This window comes from Conexibacter sp. SYSU D00693 (assembly GCF_017084525.1).
Taxonomy (GTDB): domain Bacteria; phylum Actinomycetota; class Thermoleophilia; order Solirubrobacterales; family Solirubrobacteraceae; genus Baekduia.
The window spans coordinates 218,468-235,722 of sequence record NZ_CP070950.1 but is presented as its reverse complement, the minus strand read 5'-3'; the positions used below and the strand labels follow the sequence as shown (position 1 = coordinate 235,722).

Annotated in this window: 7 protein-coding genes; 2 read left to right on the top strand and 5 right to left on the bottom strand. The window is 72.1% G+C overall.

All coding sequences use genetic code 11. The features are described 5' to 3' along the window. The first annotated feature begins 26 nt into the window (after positions 1-26). Positions 27-1,238: an NAD(P)/FAD-dependent oxidoreductase gene (locus JUB12_RS01200; RefSeq protein WP_205697795.1), complete on the top strand. Its 1,212-nt coding sequence runs from the start codon at positions 27-29 to the stop codon at positions 1,236-1,238. 9 nt (positions 1,239-1,247) lie between these two features. On the opposite strand, the gene JUB12_RS01195 is transcribed toward JUB12_RS01200, so the two are convergent. The 5 genes from JUB12_RS01195 to polA all read right to left on the bottom strand — a co-directional run bounded on the left by JUB12_RS01195 (position 1,248) and on the right by polA (position 15,683). Next, a complete protein-coding gene (locus JUB12_RS01195; RefSeq protein ID WP_205697794.1) occupies positions 1,248-1,511 on the bottom strand; it encodes a hypothetical protein in 264 nt (87 codons plus the stop codon). A gap of 536 nt (positions 1,512-2,047) precedes the next feature. Beyond that, entirely contained in the window at positions 2,048-11,527 is a 9,480-nt protein-coding gene (locus tag JUB12_RS01190; protein WP_205697793.1) for a hypothetical protein, read from the bottom strand. A 15-nt stretch (positions 11,528-11,542) separates the two neighbouring features. Further along, a complete protein-coding gene (locus JUB12_RS01185) occupies positions 11,543-12,412 on the bottom strand; it encodes a hypothetical protein (RefSeq protein WP_205697792.1) in 870 nt (289 codons plus the stop codon). Between the two features lie 208 nt (positions 12,413-12,620). Next, positions 12,621-13,070 carry a DMT family transporter gene (locus JUB12_RS01180; RefSeq protein WP_205697791.1) on the bottom strand — a complete coding sequence of 150 codons (450 nt, stop codon included), beginning with the start codon at positions 13,068-13,070 and terminating at the stop codon, positions 12,621-12,623. Then, the gene (gene polA, locus JUB12_RS01175) at positions 13,071-15,683 is read right to left on the bottom strand and encodes a DNA polymerase I (RefSeq protein WP_205697790.1); all 2,613 of its coding nucleotides are present in this window, start codon (positions 15,681-15,683) and stop codon (positions 13,071-13,073) included. A 73-nt stretch (positions 15,684-15,756) separates the two neighbouring features. Here polA and JUB12_RS01170 point away from each other — a divergent pair, with 73 nt between their 5' ends. After that, positions 15,757-17,232: an NAD-dependent malic enzyme gene (locus tag JUB12_RS01170; RefSeq protein ID WP_205697789.1), complete on the top strand. Its 1,476-nt coding sequence runs from the start codon at positions 15,757-15,759 to the stop codon at positions 17,230-17,232. The last annotated feature ends 23 nt before the right edge of the window (positions 17,233-17,255 follow it).

Below are 17,255 nucleotides of genomic sequence, written 5' to 3'. Positions count from 1 at the left end.
GTAGCGCGCGCGTAGGCTTCGAAGCGATGCCCGTCCGAGCCACGAAGAGAGGCGCAGAGCGCACCCCGCTCGCCTCCAGCCACGACGTCCTGGTCTGCGGAGCGAGCTTCGCCGGCCTCGCCGTCGCCCGCGAGCTCGCGGGCAGCGGTGCCGACGTCCTCGTGGTCGACCGCTACGAGATCGGCGAGCGCCAGACCTCGGCCTGCGCCGCGCCCACGGAGTGGCTCGAGGCGCTGGGCCTGCAGGACGCCATCCGCCAGACCTTCAGCGACCTCGTCATCCACCGTCCCGGCAACGGCGACCGCGGTCCCAAGACCTACCGCTGGTCGCTGCCGTGGACGTTCTCGACGTTCGACTACCCGCAGCTCTGCCAGCTCCTGGCCGAGCAGGGCGACTTCACCTTCGAGACCGCGAAGGTCGAGCGCCGGGTGGACGCCGCGCCGGGCGGCGACGTCGTCGTCGAGACCGACCGCGGCGAGCTGCGGGCACCGCTCGTGGTGGACGCCCTCGGCTGGCGTCGCGTCCTCAGCCGCGGGCGCAAGGCGATCCAGCCGCCCGACGCCCGCCTGTCGCGCGGTCTGGAGGTCCACCCCAAGGACCCGACGGCGCCCGAGAAGGACCTCGAGCTGTGGCTCGACCCGAAGTACGTCACGCCGGGCTACTCGTGGTCGTTCCCGGCGCGCGACGAGGTCCGGGTCGGCGTCGGCTCGTTCGACCCGAAGATCCACGTGAAGGACCCGACCGTCGAGCTCGCCGGCGACCTCGGCGTTGCCACCGACGGCTACCAGGGCAACTGGATCCCCCACCGGCTGCGCAAGGCGACCGAGGACGGCGTCTTCTTCGTCGGCGACAGCGCCGGCCACTGCCTCCCGACCACCGCCGAGGGCATCCGCACGGCGCTGTACTTCGGCATCGCCTGCGGGCGCGAGCTGCGCCGCGTCGTCGACGGCACGCAGAGCCGCGAGCAGGCGCTGTCGCGCTACGGCTCCTTCAGCGACGAGCACAAGTGGGCCTTCGACTGGCTCTGGCGCGTGCAGACGATCGTCAGCGGCGTCAACAAGCTCCCGCTCATGGACACGGCGCTGGACCTCATGGACCGCGACTCGTTCGTGCGCTGGGCCTTCACGCACTACCTCAACATCGCGCCGCCGACCTTCGCCCGCGCGGGCACGCGCGCGACGGACGTCAAGCCCTGGGTCGCGCCGCCGGCCGGTGCGCCCCGCGCCCTGACCGCCTGACGGTCGGCCTCAGAACCCGCGCCGCTCGCGCGCGTGCGTGAGACGAGGGTCGCGCGCATCCTCGGTGATCCGGCGCTGAACCCACGAGTGCGCGACCCACAGCGCCAGCAGCACCAGGACGGCGATGGTCCCCGGCAGCACGTCGCCCGGGGAGAACGCCCCGAGGGCGAGGAAGAACGCGTAGCACGCGATCACCCCCAGCGCGACGACCCAGAACGCGTCGCGGACGGTGCGCCCGACGTCGGGGTGGTCCCGGAACGGGTGGCTCGTCATGTGCGGATCGTGACGATGTCGTGTGGTTGCCGTCAACGGTGGCGGGGTGAGGTGCGACGGGGTGTGGCGGTCCTCCCTGGGGAGCTCCGTCCGACCCGCCGTGGGGTGCGGGGCGGTGACCGCTCGGCAGCGAGGGAGTGGACCCGGCCCGCCGGGCGGTCCTGCGCGAGGACGGGCGGTCCCCCGGGGGTGAGCTGCGTGACGTTCGGGTTCTCCAGCACCCCGAACGTCACGGACCTCCGAGGTGGGAGCTCCGCGGGGTCTGTGGGACCCAGTTGCGCTCCCACCTCGCCCGGCCAGCCCCCGGTGACGCCTCGTGCATGTCCCACATGCACGAGCCGTCACCGACCGCCCCGCGAGCCCGGCAACCGCCCGCTCTCCCCCTCCCTCACCGCCGAACCGCCAGCAGCCCGACCCTCCGGGAACGGGCGGGCGGAGCTCCTTCCCTTCCCGTCCCGCCCCGCCGCCCCCGAACGACCGAGGGCCGCCTCTCGGCGGCCCTCGCAGTCGTCACACGGCCCGCAGCCGGCGGTCGCCTACAGCGGCAGCAGCCCCGCCACCACCAGGAAGGGCGGCGACTCGTCCGAGAGGACGGTGTTGCCGGCCTGGTCGGTGATGTGGACCCGGAACGTGTAGGCGCCCGGGAGCACGCCGGTGTTGTTGTCGGTGCGGCCGTTCCACTGGACGGAGCCGGTGCCCGCGTCGCGGTAGCCGCCGGTGTACGGGCCGCCCACGTCGATGCGGCGGACCGTGCGGCCCACGGTGTCGTAGATGAACACCCGGACCTTGACCTTCGTTGACAGGGCATCGCCCGCGTTGAAGGTCAGCGTCGTGTTCTTCGGCAGGCCGATCAGCGGCAGGAGCAGCTGCGGCGGCTTGCCGACGGGGCCGCCGGTCGGGGCGGTCACGTCGACCTTCTGGGTCAGGCGCGCCTCCGGCCCGAGGTTGCCCGCGTAGTCGCGCGGGACCGCGCCGATGGTGTGGGTGCCCTCGGTGATGGTCGGCGGGTTGAGGTACGGGGCCTCCGGACCCGCGTCGACCTTCACGATGGCGCCGTCGGCGCCCGAGCCGTCGCGGCCGTCACGCACACCCACCCCGTCGCTGACGTTGCGCCGGTACCAGCCGTGCACGTTGGGCACGGGCGGGAACGGGACGATCCGGGCGCTCGGCTTGGAGCCGTCGAACCGGATGGTGCGCTCGAGCAGCGGGCCCGGGTTGCCGGCCTTGTCGAAGGACCGGCTGCGCACCACGTGCTCGCCCTCGGGCACCGTCGTCGGCACGGCCGCCGCCCACGGCTTGTTGTCCAGCTGGACCTCGACGCGGTCGACGCCGGACGCCTGGTTGGCGTTCTGCGCGGCCGGGTCGGTCGAGGCCGGCGACACGGTGGCCGCCGTCGTGTACCAGCTGTTCGTGCCGTTCGGCGCGGCCGGGTTGGTCGCGTCCGTCGTCGTCGGGGCGCTCGAGTCGACCTTGATGTCGAACTTGCAGTTCGTGGCGGGCGCGTTGGTGCGCGGGTTGCCCCCGTGCTCCTCGTTGCCCGCGACGTCCTCGGCGTACCAGCAGATGTCGTGGACGCCGTCGTTGAGCCGCAGGTCCGCGGCCGGGTCGAACTTCACGAACCCGCCGTTGTCGACCGAGTAGTAGATGCCCGAGTCGCCGATCGTGCGGTCGACGCCGGAGCCGCCGGCCTTGTCCGAGGCGGCGAAGGCGAAGAACGGCTTGGTCGTGTACCAGTCGTTCTTGCCGTCGGGCTTCTTCGGGCCGAGGGCCAGCGCCGAGTTCGGCGGCGTCGAGTCGACGCGGACCGCCTCGGGGTCGGCCTTCTCGGACTCGTTGCCGAGCCGGTCCTTCACGGTCGCGCTGACCGTGTGCTTGCCCTCACCGGTGATCGAGACCTGACCCGCCGAGCAGGTGACGCCCGTGGCGCCGCCCGTCGAGCTCGAGCCCGCGGACGCCGGACCGCAGTCGACGCCGGAGCCGTCGACGAGCACCGTCACCGGCTTGTCCTCGAAGCCCGAGGACGGGTTCGGGTCCGACGCGTTGACGGTCACCGACGGCGGCGCGTCGCACCAGCCGTTCTCGCCGCCGCTGCAGGCGCCGAGGACCACGTCGGGCTTGCTGGGCTTCGTGCGGTCGCGGAACCACTTGGCCGCCGGGTCGGCGTTGAGCACGTTGCCCACCGGATCCGCCGGCACGTCGTTGGCCGCGTCCTCGGCCCGCAGGCTGACGGACTTCAGGCCATCGGCGTCACCGAGCTTGATCGCCCGCGACGGGGACGGCGTGCAGTCCTGGTTCGCCGGCCCACCGGTCACCGAGCACGTGACCTTGTTGACGCCGGAGGTGCGGTCGATGACCTCGACCTTCAGCTGGCCCGTGTCCTCCTTGATGCAGAACGAGTCGTCCGGGCAGCCGGCGAAGCCGTTGCGCCGCCGCTCGGCCGCGTCGGTCGTGTAGACCGGCGCCGTCGTGTCGGACCCGGCGCGGGTCGGCGCCTGGCGGGGCAGGACGATGTCCTGCGTCCCGCTCGAGCCGTCGGTCGACTGGTAGTCGCACTGCGGCTCGAGGAACGAGTGCGTCTGGGCGCAGTAGTTCGAGCCGATCGGGAACTGCGGGTTGCCGCTCACCGGCCGCTTGGCCGCGATGGCGTACCAGCTGTAGTAGCCGTCCTGCGGCAGGTTGACCGTGACGGTCCGCTCGTAGGTGTCCTGGCCGCTGGTCGGGGCGCTGAACGCCTCGACCTGGCAGTTGTCCTGCAGCAGCGTCGAGAGCTGCGGGTTCGGGCCCGGGTCCAGCGCCGGGTCGGTGAACGCGCCGTTGGTGTCCTCCGGCGCGAGGTACTTGCGGCAGACGACGATGTCCAGCGGGCCCGCATCCGGGTCGCCGGCCGGGACGTCCTGCACGCCCTGGATGCGCAGCTTCGCCTGGCCCTTGACGTACGGGCCGGGGGTGTCCGGGTGCAGCGAGACGCCGGCCGCGCGGTCCAGGCTCGTGCCCAGGCCGGTGTTGCCGCCGCCGCCGTTGCCGCCGGTGTCCACCCCGCCGTTGCCGTCGCAGTTGGCCGCGCCGATGCCGCCGGCACCGCCGTTGGCGAAGAGCAGCGAGCTGTCCTTGACCACGGAGGCCACGGTGATGCGCCCGCCGGAGCCGCCGCCGCCACCGCGGGCGCCCGACCCGCCGGAGCCGCCGGTCGCGCTGATCAGGCCACCGCCGACCACGCGCGAGGCGCTGATGTCGATGTGGCCGCCCGATCCGCCGCCACCGCCGATCGCCGAGCAGCCGGCCGCGGCGTTGCCGCCGGCCTGGCCCCGAGCGAGGATGTCGCCGTCGACGATCACGTCCTCGATGGCGGAGATGCGCAGCGCGCCGCCGCCCAGGCCGCCCTGCACGCTCGTGCCCGGGCCGCCCTGGGAGCCGACGTCCTCGTAGGAGACGTTGTTCGGGATGCCGTAGGAGCCACCGCCGCCGGCACCGCCACCACCACCGGCGCCGCCGGGGTTCGTGTGGCCGGCACCGCCGCCGGGGTTGCCGCCGGCGCCGGGACCGCCGCCGCGCGTGCCGGTCGCGTCGATCCGCGAGCCGGCCTCCACGCGGACGCGCTCGGCGTCGATCGTCAGGCGCCCGTCGCAGAGCTGACCGGTCACGCCGTCGACCTCGCCCTGGCGGCCCACCCGCAGGGTGCGCCCGTCCTTGACCCGGAGCGTCGCGATGTTGTCCAGCGGGCCGCAGCGCACGAGCTCGGCCGCCGGCGTCGCGGCGTCGATCGTGAGGTCCTGACGGCGGACGTCGTCCGAGACCTGCTGGGACGTCCCGCCCGTCGGCGCACTGACCGCGGGCGGCCCGTCCTCGATGAGGCGCGAGGACGGGTTGTAGGACGGAGCCGGGTGCTCGCCGTTGACGTCGTCGGACTTCGACGTGCCGAACAGGCAGAACACCTGCGAGCCCACGTCGCCGAGCAGGTTCGAGAAGTCGTCGGCGACGTCGCCGAGGTCCGAGTCGGTCTCGCCGAAGGCGATCGCGACCTTCTCGCCCTCGTCGATCTGCGACGAGTCGGGCGCCAGGAACTCGTCCCGCGGGCCTGTGAGCGCGAAGAAGTCCGCCGCGCAGTCACGGAAGACGACCTCGTGGTGGAAGGGCCCGATGGACTCGTTGACCACGTCCTCCTCGACGAGCCCGAACAGCGCCTCCGCCGTGATCTTGAAGTTGAACGTCGACCGCAGGTCGGTGTTCACCCGGTTCGGGGTGCTGTCGGTCCCGCCGTGCAGGCGCATGACCATCTTGTCGTGGTTCAGGCGCACCCGCTGGCTGTTGTGCCCCGTCAGGCCGACGATGAGGTCGCCCTCCTCCTGGTAGGTCACAGAGCCGCCGAACAGGCCGAAGAAGCCCGCGCCGACCTTGAGGCCGAGCCGGAAGTTGTCCAGGCGCAGACCGGCCTGCGGCACCATCGCGGCCGGGTCGCCCTTGTTGAACGCGCCGCCCTCGCCGTTGACCTGGTTCCAGGCCTTGATGTCGGCGTCGTTGTTGCCGCCGAACGGGCCGGCCACGGCGTCGATGGTGCGCGCCGCGCCACCCGTGGTCGAGCTCCCGTTGGAGTTCGGGTCCATGTTCAGCCCGACGTCGAGCCACTGGGCCTCGGAGTTCACCGGGAGGATCAGGCAGACGGTGAGGAACGCCGGGATCTCGATGCCGTAGCCCTCACCGCGGCAGGTGAACACGTTCTCGGCCAGGCCGGCCTCGGAGTCGTCGACCCAGTCCTTCTTGAGCTCCGCACGGACGCGGAAGGTCGGCTTGCCGTACGCGTCGGCGCCGTTCGAGCTCGGCGCGTTGCGCAGCGTCAGCTGCGTCGGCGTGATCGCGTCGCCGGCGCGGTTGGACTTCATCTCGTCCTCGTTGAGGCGCACCGCCATGCTCATCGGGCGGTTGATGCGTCCGTCGACCTGGGCGTAGTTCTGCTGCTTCTTGCCGTCGTCCTGCGACGTGTAGTCGTTGCGCAGGTAGACGTTGACGTCGAGGTGGCCCGGCACCTTGAAGCCCCGGTTGGACGGGTCGCTCTCGCTCGGCAGGTTCTCCGGGAACCGGCTGTCGGCGCCCGTCACCGGGTCCGACGTCGCCGGGTGGTCCGGGAGGTCGGCGAACCACGACTTGTTGTTCGGGTCGGGCGTGCCGGTCAGGATCGTCTGCGTCCCGCCGACGGCGAAGTCGTCGATCATGACCGCGACGCGACCGAGCGTGGCGACGTCCGAGCCCCCGTGCTTGTCGTCGGCGGCGACCAGCCGGAACGAGATGTCCTTGGACTCGTAGCCGTGGTTCTCGTCAGAGCCCACCCCCGGCTCGGCGCACTCGGTGAGCGGGTCCGGGTCGGTCGTGGTGTGCTTGCACGACCAGATCGTCGGCGGGTCGAGGTCGAGGAACTTGTGGACGGGGACGTTGGCGTTCATCCGGATGCCGAGGAGGTCCTTGCCGGCGGTGTCCTTGTCCGTGCCGACCTTCACCCGGGCTCCCGGCTCCTCGAAGTCCTTCGGGGCCTTCTCGTAGTCGAGGTTGTCCGAGACGTCGTCGTCGGGCGTCTCGCTCATCGTCTTGAGCACCGTCTCCTTGGCGCCCGAGGACAGGCGCGCGCGGAGCTTCGGCGGCGCGACGGTGGACCGCGGAGCCTCGAGGGACAGCATGGGCGGCCGGCACGGGAACACCGAGCCGTCGTCCTTGCAGACCGGGTCGAGCTTCGCCGCGTCGGGCGACTTGCCCAGCGTGACGGTCAGCCCGCCGCTCGGCATCGAGGTGACGTGGCCCTCCTCGACCTCGAGCACCTCGCCCTTGCCGTCCAACGTGCGGACGTTGAGGCCCAGCGGGCTGTCGCCGGCGACGTTGGCCTGGAGGCACTGGTAGCTCGGGGCCTTCGGGCTCGGGAAGAGCGTCGGCGACGGGAACCGGTTGCCCGGCGTGCACGGCCCGGGCCGCATGGCGACGCGCTTGATGTTCGGGACCGAGCCACGAGCCTGCAGCGCGCCCTCCTCGTCGGTGACGAGCTTGAGGAAGTTGCCCTGGTTGTCGCCCTCGGCCTCGACCTCGGTCGTGTCGATCTGGCCGGACTCGTCCTCGAGCGAGATCCACGGGTAGCGGCCGCCAGGCAGCACCTCGCGATTGCGCAGGTTGAACGAGACGCGACCCGCGACGTCGTCGGGCTCGTCCTCGACCGGGACGCTGTTGTCGTCGGAGAGGTCGTGGCCCTCGACCAGGACGTCGGTGTCGCCGTCGCCCTTGCCGGCGAGGACGTCGATGCGCTCGCCGAGGTCGGTGACGTGCGCGTCGCCCGTCAGCAGGTTCGCCCCGCCGGCCGAGGCCACGCGCAGCCTGTTGATGTCGATGTCCGGCTTGACGGCCGAGCCCGACGCGGACTCGGCGAGCCGCGTCTGCAGCGCGAGCTTGTCGCGCGGGGCGGTGTCGCAGAACACGGAGGAGTTCGGCTTGACGTTGAACTTCGACGCGTCGGAGAGCTCGTCGCGCATGCACATCGAGATGCCCTTGGGCGCCTCGCTGATCAGCGCGTCGGCGATGAGCTGCTCGGTGCCGGAGTCCGTGTCGACGTAGGCCCGGATCTTCTCCGTGGGCGCGCCCGAGCCGAAGGCCGCCTGGATGCGCGTCGTCGGCGACGGCGTCTGGGCCGCGTCGTCCTCGACCTTCGCCAGGCCGAGGCGCTTGAGCTCCGTGATCTCGCCCTGCGCGCGGAACAGGTCCTCGCGCTGGATGAACGAGAAGTTCTGCGTCACGCCCGGGTAGCTCGCGGGGTCCGGACCCGGCAGCGGGTCGCCGACCAGCGAGTTGGTCGCCTTGAACCAGATCTTGCCGATGCCCTTGCACTCGCCGTCCGGGCAGGCGTCGAAGTCGATGCGTGCGAGGTCGTCGCCGCAGTCCTCGTCGGCGGCGTCCTTCCCGCCGCCCTTCTGGCCCGTGTCGGTGTCGTTGTCGAGGTTGTCGGTGCAGGTGCCCGGGCCGAGGCCGCCCTCGCCGGTGACCTCCTTGGAGATCAGCTTGCCGGCGAGGTGGTCGGAGATCCGGTCGATCCGTGCGTCGACGACCAGCGGCTGGCTGCCCGGCTCGTCGTCCACGACGGACAGCCGCATCGGCTCGACGTTCGGCTGGACCTTGTTGATCGACAGCCGCGTGCAGTCCGGGTCGGTGCCGTCGCCCTGGCCGTCACCGTCGCCGTCGGCGTCGTCGTCGCACGACGCGCCGTTGCTCTCCTTCGGCGCCGAGGCCTTGAAGTCGATGTCGCCCTGGGTCTTGTCCGGGTCGTAGACCGCGTGCAGGTCCTTGGGCAGGTCGGTCAGGACCGCCGAGAAGCAGGTCGCCTTCCGGCCCGGCCGCGGGTCCTCGCACAGCGACCCCTGGCGGCGGGTCTCCATCCCGAAGTCGATGCGCGGGATGCGGCTGGAGGCGACGTAGTCGACCTCGAGCCGGCGCCCGGCGACGGGCGGGTTGGCGGCCGCGTCGGGCTCCACCGGGCTGATGACGTCCGCGCGGATCTCCTGCGGGACCTGCTGGACCGTGGTGTCGAAGACGTCGACGCCGTTGACCACCGGCCCGTCGGGCTTCTCGCGGCCCGGGCCCTCGTTCTGGACGTGCGCCGTGACCGTCGTCGGCTGCTTGGCCGTGTAGAAGATCGACATCGGCGTCGTGTCGAGCTCGCCGCTGTCGCGTCCGAGGACGTCGTCCTTCTCGCATGGCGCCAGGAGGGCGTCGTAGTCGTCGTCGCCCGGCTCGAACGGCTCCGGCGGTGCCTCGTCCTCGTTGGCCTGGCGCACGCACGCCGAGAAGTTCGTCGGCAGGTTGGCGACGTTGACCTTCAGGACGCTGTGGCCGTCGCCGAGGATCGGCTTCGGGTCGGCGTCCGAGTCGGGGTCCTCCACCGGCGAGATGTCGTCGACGACCGCGTCGAACTTGCCGCCGTTGCCGGCGTCGACGGCCGCCACGAGCGTGCCGTCGGCCTCGAGCGGGTCGTCGTCGATGTTGCGCTGGCGGAAGACGACGCCGCGGACCTCGTCGACCACGCCGGCCGCCTCGAAGCGGTCGTGGCGGCGCAGCAGGGTGACGAACTGCGGGGCGACGTCAGGCCGCGGCGGCAGGCCGGTGCGGTCCGGCCGGTCACGCACGGTGAACGTCACGCGGCCCAGGGCGCTGGGCTGGACGCCGTTCTGGCACCCCTCCGCCTCGAAGTCCCACTTGCAGCCGTGGAACTCGGCGGCCTCGAGGACCTCGCCGGCCTGGTCCAGGCGGCCGGTGACGTCGGTGGGCGCGCGGTCGATGCGCACGTCGGCCCAGGAGCGCTCGCCCTCGACGTTGGTCGTGTCGACGGTCGCGCTGACGTCCGGGCGCTGTGGCTCGACGCCGTTGTGGTTGAGGCTGAAGTCGGTCTGGTCCTCGCCGGGCAGGCTGGCCTCGAGGTGCTTGGGCACCTTGTCGACGCGGGCCTTCAGGCAGGTGACCTGCGCCTGGCCGCAGCCGTCGCCGGCGCCCTTGATGATGCGCGCCTCGGCGTCGACGTCCAGCGTCGACGACGAGTCGTAGAGGAGCTTGGTCGGCTGGTCGCCGGCCTGGGACGGGTCGAAGACCGCGTGGATCTGCTTGGGCAGCGGCGACAGGGTCGTGTCGACGACCGTGCGCGCCTTGTCCTCCGGGTCGACGTCGGGCGCCTGGCGGTTGTCGAGGTCCAGCCACGCCCGCAGCGCGCGGGCGCCGTCGCCCAGGTCCGTCGTCGCGTCGAGGATCGTGTCCTTCGCGCCCTGGCGGTCGACGTGCGCCTCGCGGATGCCGAACAGGCGGCCGCTGGCGCGCCACTTGGACGTGCCGTCGGCGAAGTCGCGCGCGCTCACGGCGACGTGCTGGTCGGGCATCGACTTGGGCAGCGGCAGCGCGCCCGCGGCGCCCTCGTAGTTGCGCGCGACGAAGTCGACCGAGCCGATCTCCTCGTCGCCGCCGACGTCGAAGTCGATCTTGTCGATGGCCGAGCCGCCGTCGTCGGTGGGCTTCGACGTGATGTCGGCCGTCATCTGCCGCGGCAGGCCGGCGACGTCGAGCTTCGTGCTGGTGCGCACGTCGCCGTCGCCCTCGAGGTCGCGGTAGCTCGCCGAGATGTCGGGGTTGCTCAGCGCCGACGACGACTCGTACTCGATGTTCGTCGTGCCGCCGGCGTTCGTGTTGTGCAGCTCGAGCTGCTGCGGGAGGCGCTCGACGTTCGCGGCGATCTCCATGACGTCGCCGGTGGCGCGGTCCTTCAGCGTCGCCTTGGCGTCCAGGTGGACGTCGTTGACCGGGGCGATGTGCTTGTAGAGGACGTCGAGGCCGTCCTCGCGCGGGTCCTCGGAGATGAAGATCGCCTCGGGGATCGAGTCGAAGTCCAGCGCGAAGTTCGCGTCGAGGCCGTCGGTGAGGGCCGCGATCTTCACGTTGAGCGGGCCGCTGTAGCCGCCCGTCTCGATCTTGGCCTGCAGCGGGTCGGTGAAGCCGCCCTCGATCGGGCCCACGAGCTTCGCGCTGACGACCGGGGGCATGCGGGCGCCCGGCGGCGTGCTGAAGCCGTAGTTGACCGTGACGAGGGGCTTGAGGTTGTCCGCGGCGTTGCGCAGGACGATCTTCGCGTTGAGCTCGATCGGCGGCGCGGGCCGGTCCGTCGCGACGGCGAGCGCGTTGCGGCGCACGACGACGTTCGGGACCAGGAGCTTGTCGTTCTGGAGCTCGTCGAGGGAGACGAGGCCGACCGAGACGTCGATGTCGGGCTCGAGGATCCCGGTGACGGCGGGGCCGTCCACGTCGATCGGGATGGCGGCGCCGCCGATCGGGACGTAGTGCGTCTTGCTGACGTTGCCGGACTTCGTCTTGACCTCGACCAGGAGGTCGGGCACGGGGATCGGCGTCGCCGCCTTGGCCCCGAAGACGCTGATGAGCACCGCGGCGACCGCCGCGGCGAGGGCGAGCAGGACGGCCCGGCGCTTGTTCAGCGTCGGCAGCGAGACGGACGGCATGGTGTGCTCCCTCCCCTAGGGCAGCAGCGGTGCGGTGAACGTCACAGGCCCGCTCACGGGCGGCTGCGGGACGAGCAGGCCGTCCTTGCCGGCTGCGGTCACCGAGACGGTGTACTTCTGGCCCCAGTTGACGTTGTTCATCTTGAACGAGAACGTCGCGCCCCCACCGGCGAGCACGGTCTGGGTGCCGGTCGGCACGCCCGAGAAGCTGCCCGAGCCGCCGCCGACGCCGGTCAGGCGCACGTCGTAGGCGTTGCCCTTGCCGGCCGTGCCGGCGACGCCGACGTAGAGCGTCAGGCGGCGCTGCAGCCACTCGGAGAGGTTGGCCCAGCGAGCCTGGACGCCGGAGACCTTCAGCTCCGGCGCCGCAACAGTGAAGTTGCCGTTGAGGTCGAGCGTCGCGTCGTTGTCGGCGCCCGGCGTCAGCTCGAGCGAGAGCTGGGCGGTGCCCGAGCCGGTGAGGCCGCGCAGCGCGCCCGTGCCGCCCTTGGCGACGACCGGGATGGTGCCGGTCACCTTCTGGGACGTCGGGTCGCTGGCCGACAGCGGCGTGAGCGTCAGGCCGGCGTTCGCGCAGCCCTGCCCGCCCGCGGTGTCGAAGGACGCGGTGCCCACGCGCGAGCCGGTCGTCGGCAGCTGCAGCGCGATGCGCCCGTCGGAGTCGGGGATGAAGGCCGTCGACGCGCCCGCGTCGTGGACCTCGAAGGAGCCGTTCCACAGGCCGCCGAACAGGCCGCCCGGCGACGTCGCGACGCCGTCCTCCCAGGCGTAGCGCCAGCTGGGCCCGTCGCCGACGCCGCAGGGCAGCGCGGGGTCGAAGCTCCCGAAGCCGTTCTCGCCCTTCAACTGGGCGCTGACGGGTGCCGCGTGGACGGTCGCGGGCACGATGGCTGCAGCCGTGACGAGCACGGCCAGCGTGGACGGCAGACGCCGAAGCACTGGTTCCCCCTGCGGTTCGGCAGCCGTGCCGGTGTGAGCCGCCACGCGTCCTGCGCAGCGGAACATCCCCTGTGCAAGCGATGCTGCCGCGCCGACACACCCGCGTCAAGTGCGGTTCACCACACCTTCGCGAGTTCTGCGAGAGATGACGCGGCTAGCCGTCGCGCACGACGAGGAAGACCCCCAGGGCGAGCAGCGCGACCCCGAGGAGACGACTGGCGGTCACCGGGTCCTTCTCCACACCGAGGGCCCCGAAGTGGTCCAGGGCGACCGACATGGTGAGCTGTCCGGCGATCGTCACGGCGGTCACGCCGCCGGCCCCGAGCGACCGGACGGTGACCAGTGCCGTGGCCACGTAGGCGGCCCCCAGCACGCCGCCGAGCAGGTAGCCGGGCGACGAGAGGTCGCGGACCCCGCCGATGCCTCCCAGGCCGCCCTTGGCGAGCGCCGCGATGGCGAGGAGCAGCAGCGTGCCGACCGCGAACGAGACGAACGCCGCCTGGAAGGTGCCCACGTGGCGGCCGAGGTTCGAGTTGATGGGCGCCTGCAGCGCGATGAGCCCGCCGACGACCGCGGTGGTGACGACCGCCGCCCCGCGGTCCACCTACTTCGCCTCCAGCCAGGTCCGCCCCACCCCGACGTCGACGGCCAGCGGCGGCGTGCGGTCGCCCCAGGGAGCGACCATCTCGCGCTCCACGAGCTCGCGGACCGCCTCGACCTCCTCGGCGGGCCCCTCGAAGAGCAGCTCGTCGTGGATCGTGAGGATCATCCGCGTCTCGAGGTCGGTCGCTGCCAGCGCCCGGTGCACGCCGATCATCGCCAGCTTCATCACGTCGGCGGCCGTGCCCTGGATCACGGTGTTGACGGCCAGGCGCTCCCCCAGCGTGCGGACCTGGAAGTTGCGCGCGCGCAGCTCCGGGATCTGGCGGCGGCGGCCGTAGAGCGTCGTGACATAGCCCTGCTCCTTGGCCTGGGCGATGGTGTCGGCCATGAACCGCGCGACGTTCGCGAAGCGCTCGAGGTAGGCGTCGATGAACGCCTTGGCCTCCTCGCGCGGGATGTTCAGGCGGTCGGCCAGGCCGTAGTCGCTGAGGCCGTAGACGATGCCGTAGTTGATCATCTTGGCCTTCGAGCGGTCCATCGGCGTGAGGTCCTCCGGCGCCTTCTCGAAGACCTGCGAGGCGGTGGCCGTGTGGACGTCCTCGCCCTTGACGAAGATCTCCTCGAGGACGGTCTCGCCCGCGACGTGGGCGAGGATCCGCAGCTCCACCTGCGAGTAGTCGGCGCTCGTCAGGACGTGGTCGCCGGCGGCCTCGAAGCAGCCGCGGATCTCCCGGCCCAACGGCGTGCGGACGGGGACGTTCTGGAGGTTCGGGTTCGTCGAGCCCAGGCGGCCGGTGGAGGCGACCGCCTGCACGAAGGTGGTGTGCAGGCGCGAGTCGGCGTCGCGCAGGCCCGGCAGCACCTCGAGGTAGGTCTTCGAGAGCTGGTTGAGCTCGCGCCAGCGCTCGACCTTGGGGACGATCGGGTGCTCGTCGCGGATGGCCTGGAGCACGCGCGCGTCGGTCGAGAAGCCGGTCTTGCCGCGACGCTTGCGCGACAGCCCGAGCTTCTCGAAGAGGACGGCGCCGAGCTGCTGGGGCGAGCCGATCGTGAACTCCTCCCCCGCGAGCTCCCAGATCTCGCGCTCGAGGGTCGCCACCTCGTCGTCCACGCGCTGGCGGATCAGGGCGAGGCGCTCGGCGTTGAGGCGCACGCCGACCTGCTCGAGGTCGCGCAGGACGGCCACGAGCGGCAGCTCGACCTCGGTGAGCAGGTAGGTGAGCCCGCGGCTCTCGAGCTGCTCGCGCTGCCAGGCGGTGAGCGCCTGGACGCGCAGGGCGTCGGCGGCGGCGGGGTCCTCGACGTCGACCCCGAAGCCGCGCTCGTCGGCCAGCTCGCGCAGCGGGAAGCCGCGGCGCGCCGGCTCGAGCAGGTAGGCGGCCAGGAGCGTGTCGTGCGCCAGGCGCGGCGGGACGACCCCGAGCTCCTTGGCGTCGTGGGCGCTGACGGGCCGGCCGCCCGCCGCCCGCACGGCGTCCTCGGGGCGCTCGCACGGCCCGACGAGCACCTCGCCGGCCGTCGTGGCCACGGCGAAGCGGTGCGGGTCGTCGCCCACGGGCAGCTGGCCCTCGGGGGTCTGGGGCGGGTGGACGACGAGGACCACCTCGTCGTCGGGGGCCAGGCCGCGGACGTCGTCGAGCGTCGCCTCGCGCACGCGCGCGGAGAGCGTCGTCTCGCTGGCGGACTCGAGCTGGTCGGGGCCGGCGCCGTCGGCCGCCTCGGCCAGGTGCTCCTCCAGGCGGGCCAGCGGCGCGCGCAGCTCGAACTCGCGGAAGACCTCGCGCAGGCGCGAGCGGTCGGGCGCGCGGGCCGCCTCGGCGGCGGGGTCGACGTCGACGCCTGGGACGTCGCGCTGGATCGTCGCGAGCTGCTTGGAGATCCGCGCCGCGTCGGCGTGGTTGACGAGGTTCTCCTTGCGCTTGGCCCCGCTGATCTCGTCGACGGAGCCGAGCACGGTCTCGAGGTCGCCGAAGCGCTGGAGGAGGTCCGAGGCGGTCTTGTCGCCGATGCCCGGGACGCCCGGGATGTTGTCCGACGTGTCGCCCTTGAGGCCGTAGAAGTCGGGGATGAGCTCGGGCCCGACGCCGTAGCGGTCGACCACCGCCTGGCGGTCGTAGAGCTTGGTGTCGGTGATGCCGCGGCCCGTGGCCAGGACCTTGACCACGCCTTCGGGGTCGATGACCTGGAAGATGTCCCGGTCGCCCGTGACGATGACGACGGACTGGCCTTGGTCCCGGGCCTGCTCGGCGATGGTGGCGATGACGTCGTCGGCCTCGTAGCCGGGGACGCTGACGTTGCGGTAGCCGAAGGCCTCGACCAGCGGCGCGAGGTGCGGCCACTGCTCCTTGAGCAGGTCGGGCCGCGTCGTGCGCGTCGCCTTGTAGTCCGGGCTGACGTCCTTGCGGCCGCTGTGACCCGCGTCCCACACGACGACCGTCGGGTGCTGCCCGTGCTCGGTGAGGAGCTTCACGAGCATCGACGCGAAGCCGAAGATCGCGTTGGTCGGGAAGCCGGTCGAGGTCGCGATCGACTCCGGCAGCGCGAAGAACGCCCGGTAGGCCAGGGAGCTGCCGTCGATGAGGTACAGGGTCGGCCGCTGATCGCCGGTCGTCATCCCGGCCGACCCTAGCGACGCCGCCCGCGGGCGCGGGGCTCGGGCGGCTCGCCCTTTCGTAGTCTGCCGCGCTGTGTCCGTGACGCCGTCCGCCCAGTACTCGCTCACCATCCGCCTGGAGATCCCGCACCGTCCCGGGATGCTGGGCGAGGTAGCGGGTGCGATCGGGCGCGCGGGCGGCTCGATCGGCGCGGTGGACCTCGTCGAGGTGCGCGACGACAAGCTCCTGCGCGACATCACCGTCGACGCCGCCGACCCCGAGCACTGGGACGCCATCCTCGACGCGATCCGCTCCGTCGACGGCGCGATCGTGGTCGACACCACCGACCGCACGTTCCTCGTGCACGTCGGCGGGAAGATCGAGCAGCGCAACAAGGTCCCCGTCAAGACGCGCGACGACCTGTCGATGGCCTACACGCCGGGCGTCGCCCGCGTCTGCATGGCCATCCACGAGGACCCGGCCAAGGCCTTCCAGTACACGATCAAGCGCAACACGGTGGCCGTCGTGAGCGACGGCACGGCGGTGCTCGGCCTCGGCGACATCGGGCCGGAGGCGGCGATGCCCGTCATGGAGGGCAAGGCGATGCTCTTCAAGGAGTTCGCCGGCGTCGACGCGTTCCCCATCTGCCTGTCCACCAAGGACCCCGACGAGATCGTCGAGACCGTCAAGCGCCTGGCGCCGACGTTCGGCGGCATCAACCTCGAGGACATCAGCGCCCCGCGGTGCTTCGACATCGAGGACCGCCTGAAGTCCGAGCTCGACATCCCGGTCTTCCACGACGACCAGCACGGCACCGCGGTGGTCGTCCTGGCGGCGCTGCTCAACGCGTGCAAGCTGACGGGGCGCGACATCGCGTCGGTCAAGGTCCTCGTGACCGGGCTGGGCGCCGCAGGCGTGGCGGTGACGAAGATCCTCATGGAGGCCGGCGTCACGAACGTCATCGGCGTGGACTCGCGCGGGGTGCTCTCCACCGAGCGCGCCGACTACCACGACGGCACGATGCCGGCGATCAAGCGCTGGTACGCCGAGAACTCCAACCCCGACAAGCTCACGGGCGGGCCGGCCGACGTCATCGACGGCGCGGACCTGTTCATCGGCCTGTCGGGCGCGAAGGTCATGCCGGCCGAGGCGCTGGGGCGGATGAACAAGGACGCCATGGTCTTCGCGATGGCCAACCCGACGCCGGAGGTGACGCCCGAGGAGGCGGCGCCGTACGTGCGGATCATGGCCACGGGCCGCTCGGACTACCCGAACCAGATCAACAACGTCCTGGCCTTCCCGGGGATCTTCCGGGGCGCGCTGGACGTGCGTGCGCCGCAGATCACCGAGGCGATGAAGACCGCGGCCGCCCGGGCGATCGCGGACGTCGTCGGCGACGACGAGCTGCGCGAGGACTACATCATCCCGTCGGTGTTCAACCGCGACGTGGCACCGGCGGTGGCCGACGCGGTGGCGGCCGAGGCGCGCGCGGCGGGCGCCGACCGCGGCGGCGACACGATCGGCTTCGCGGCGGTCGACGCCGACCGCGTGCGCTCGAGCGCGAGCTGAAGGTGTGGGTCCCGTCCACCTAG

Bases quoted from the DNA above. Each gene is read 5' to 3' on its own strand.
- JUB12_RS01200 (WP_205697795.1), top strand. From the start codon at position 27: ATGCCCGTCCGAGCCACGAAGAGAGGCGCAGAGCGCACCCCGCTCGCC.
- JUB12_RS01195 (WP_205697794.1), bottom strand. From the start codon at position 1,511: ATGACGAGCCACCCGTTCCGGGACCACCCCGACGTCGGGCGCACCGTC.
- JUB12_RS01190 (WP_205697793.1), bottom strand. From the start codon at position 11,527: ATGCCGTCCGTCTCGCTGCCGACGCTGAACAAGCGCCGGGCCGTCCTG.
- polA (WP_205697790.1), bottom strand. From the start codon at position 15,683: ATGACGACCGGCGATCAGCGGCCGACCCTGTACCTCATCGACGGCAGC.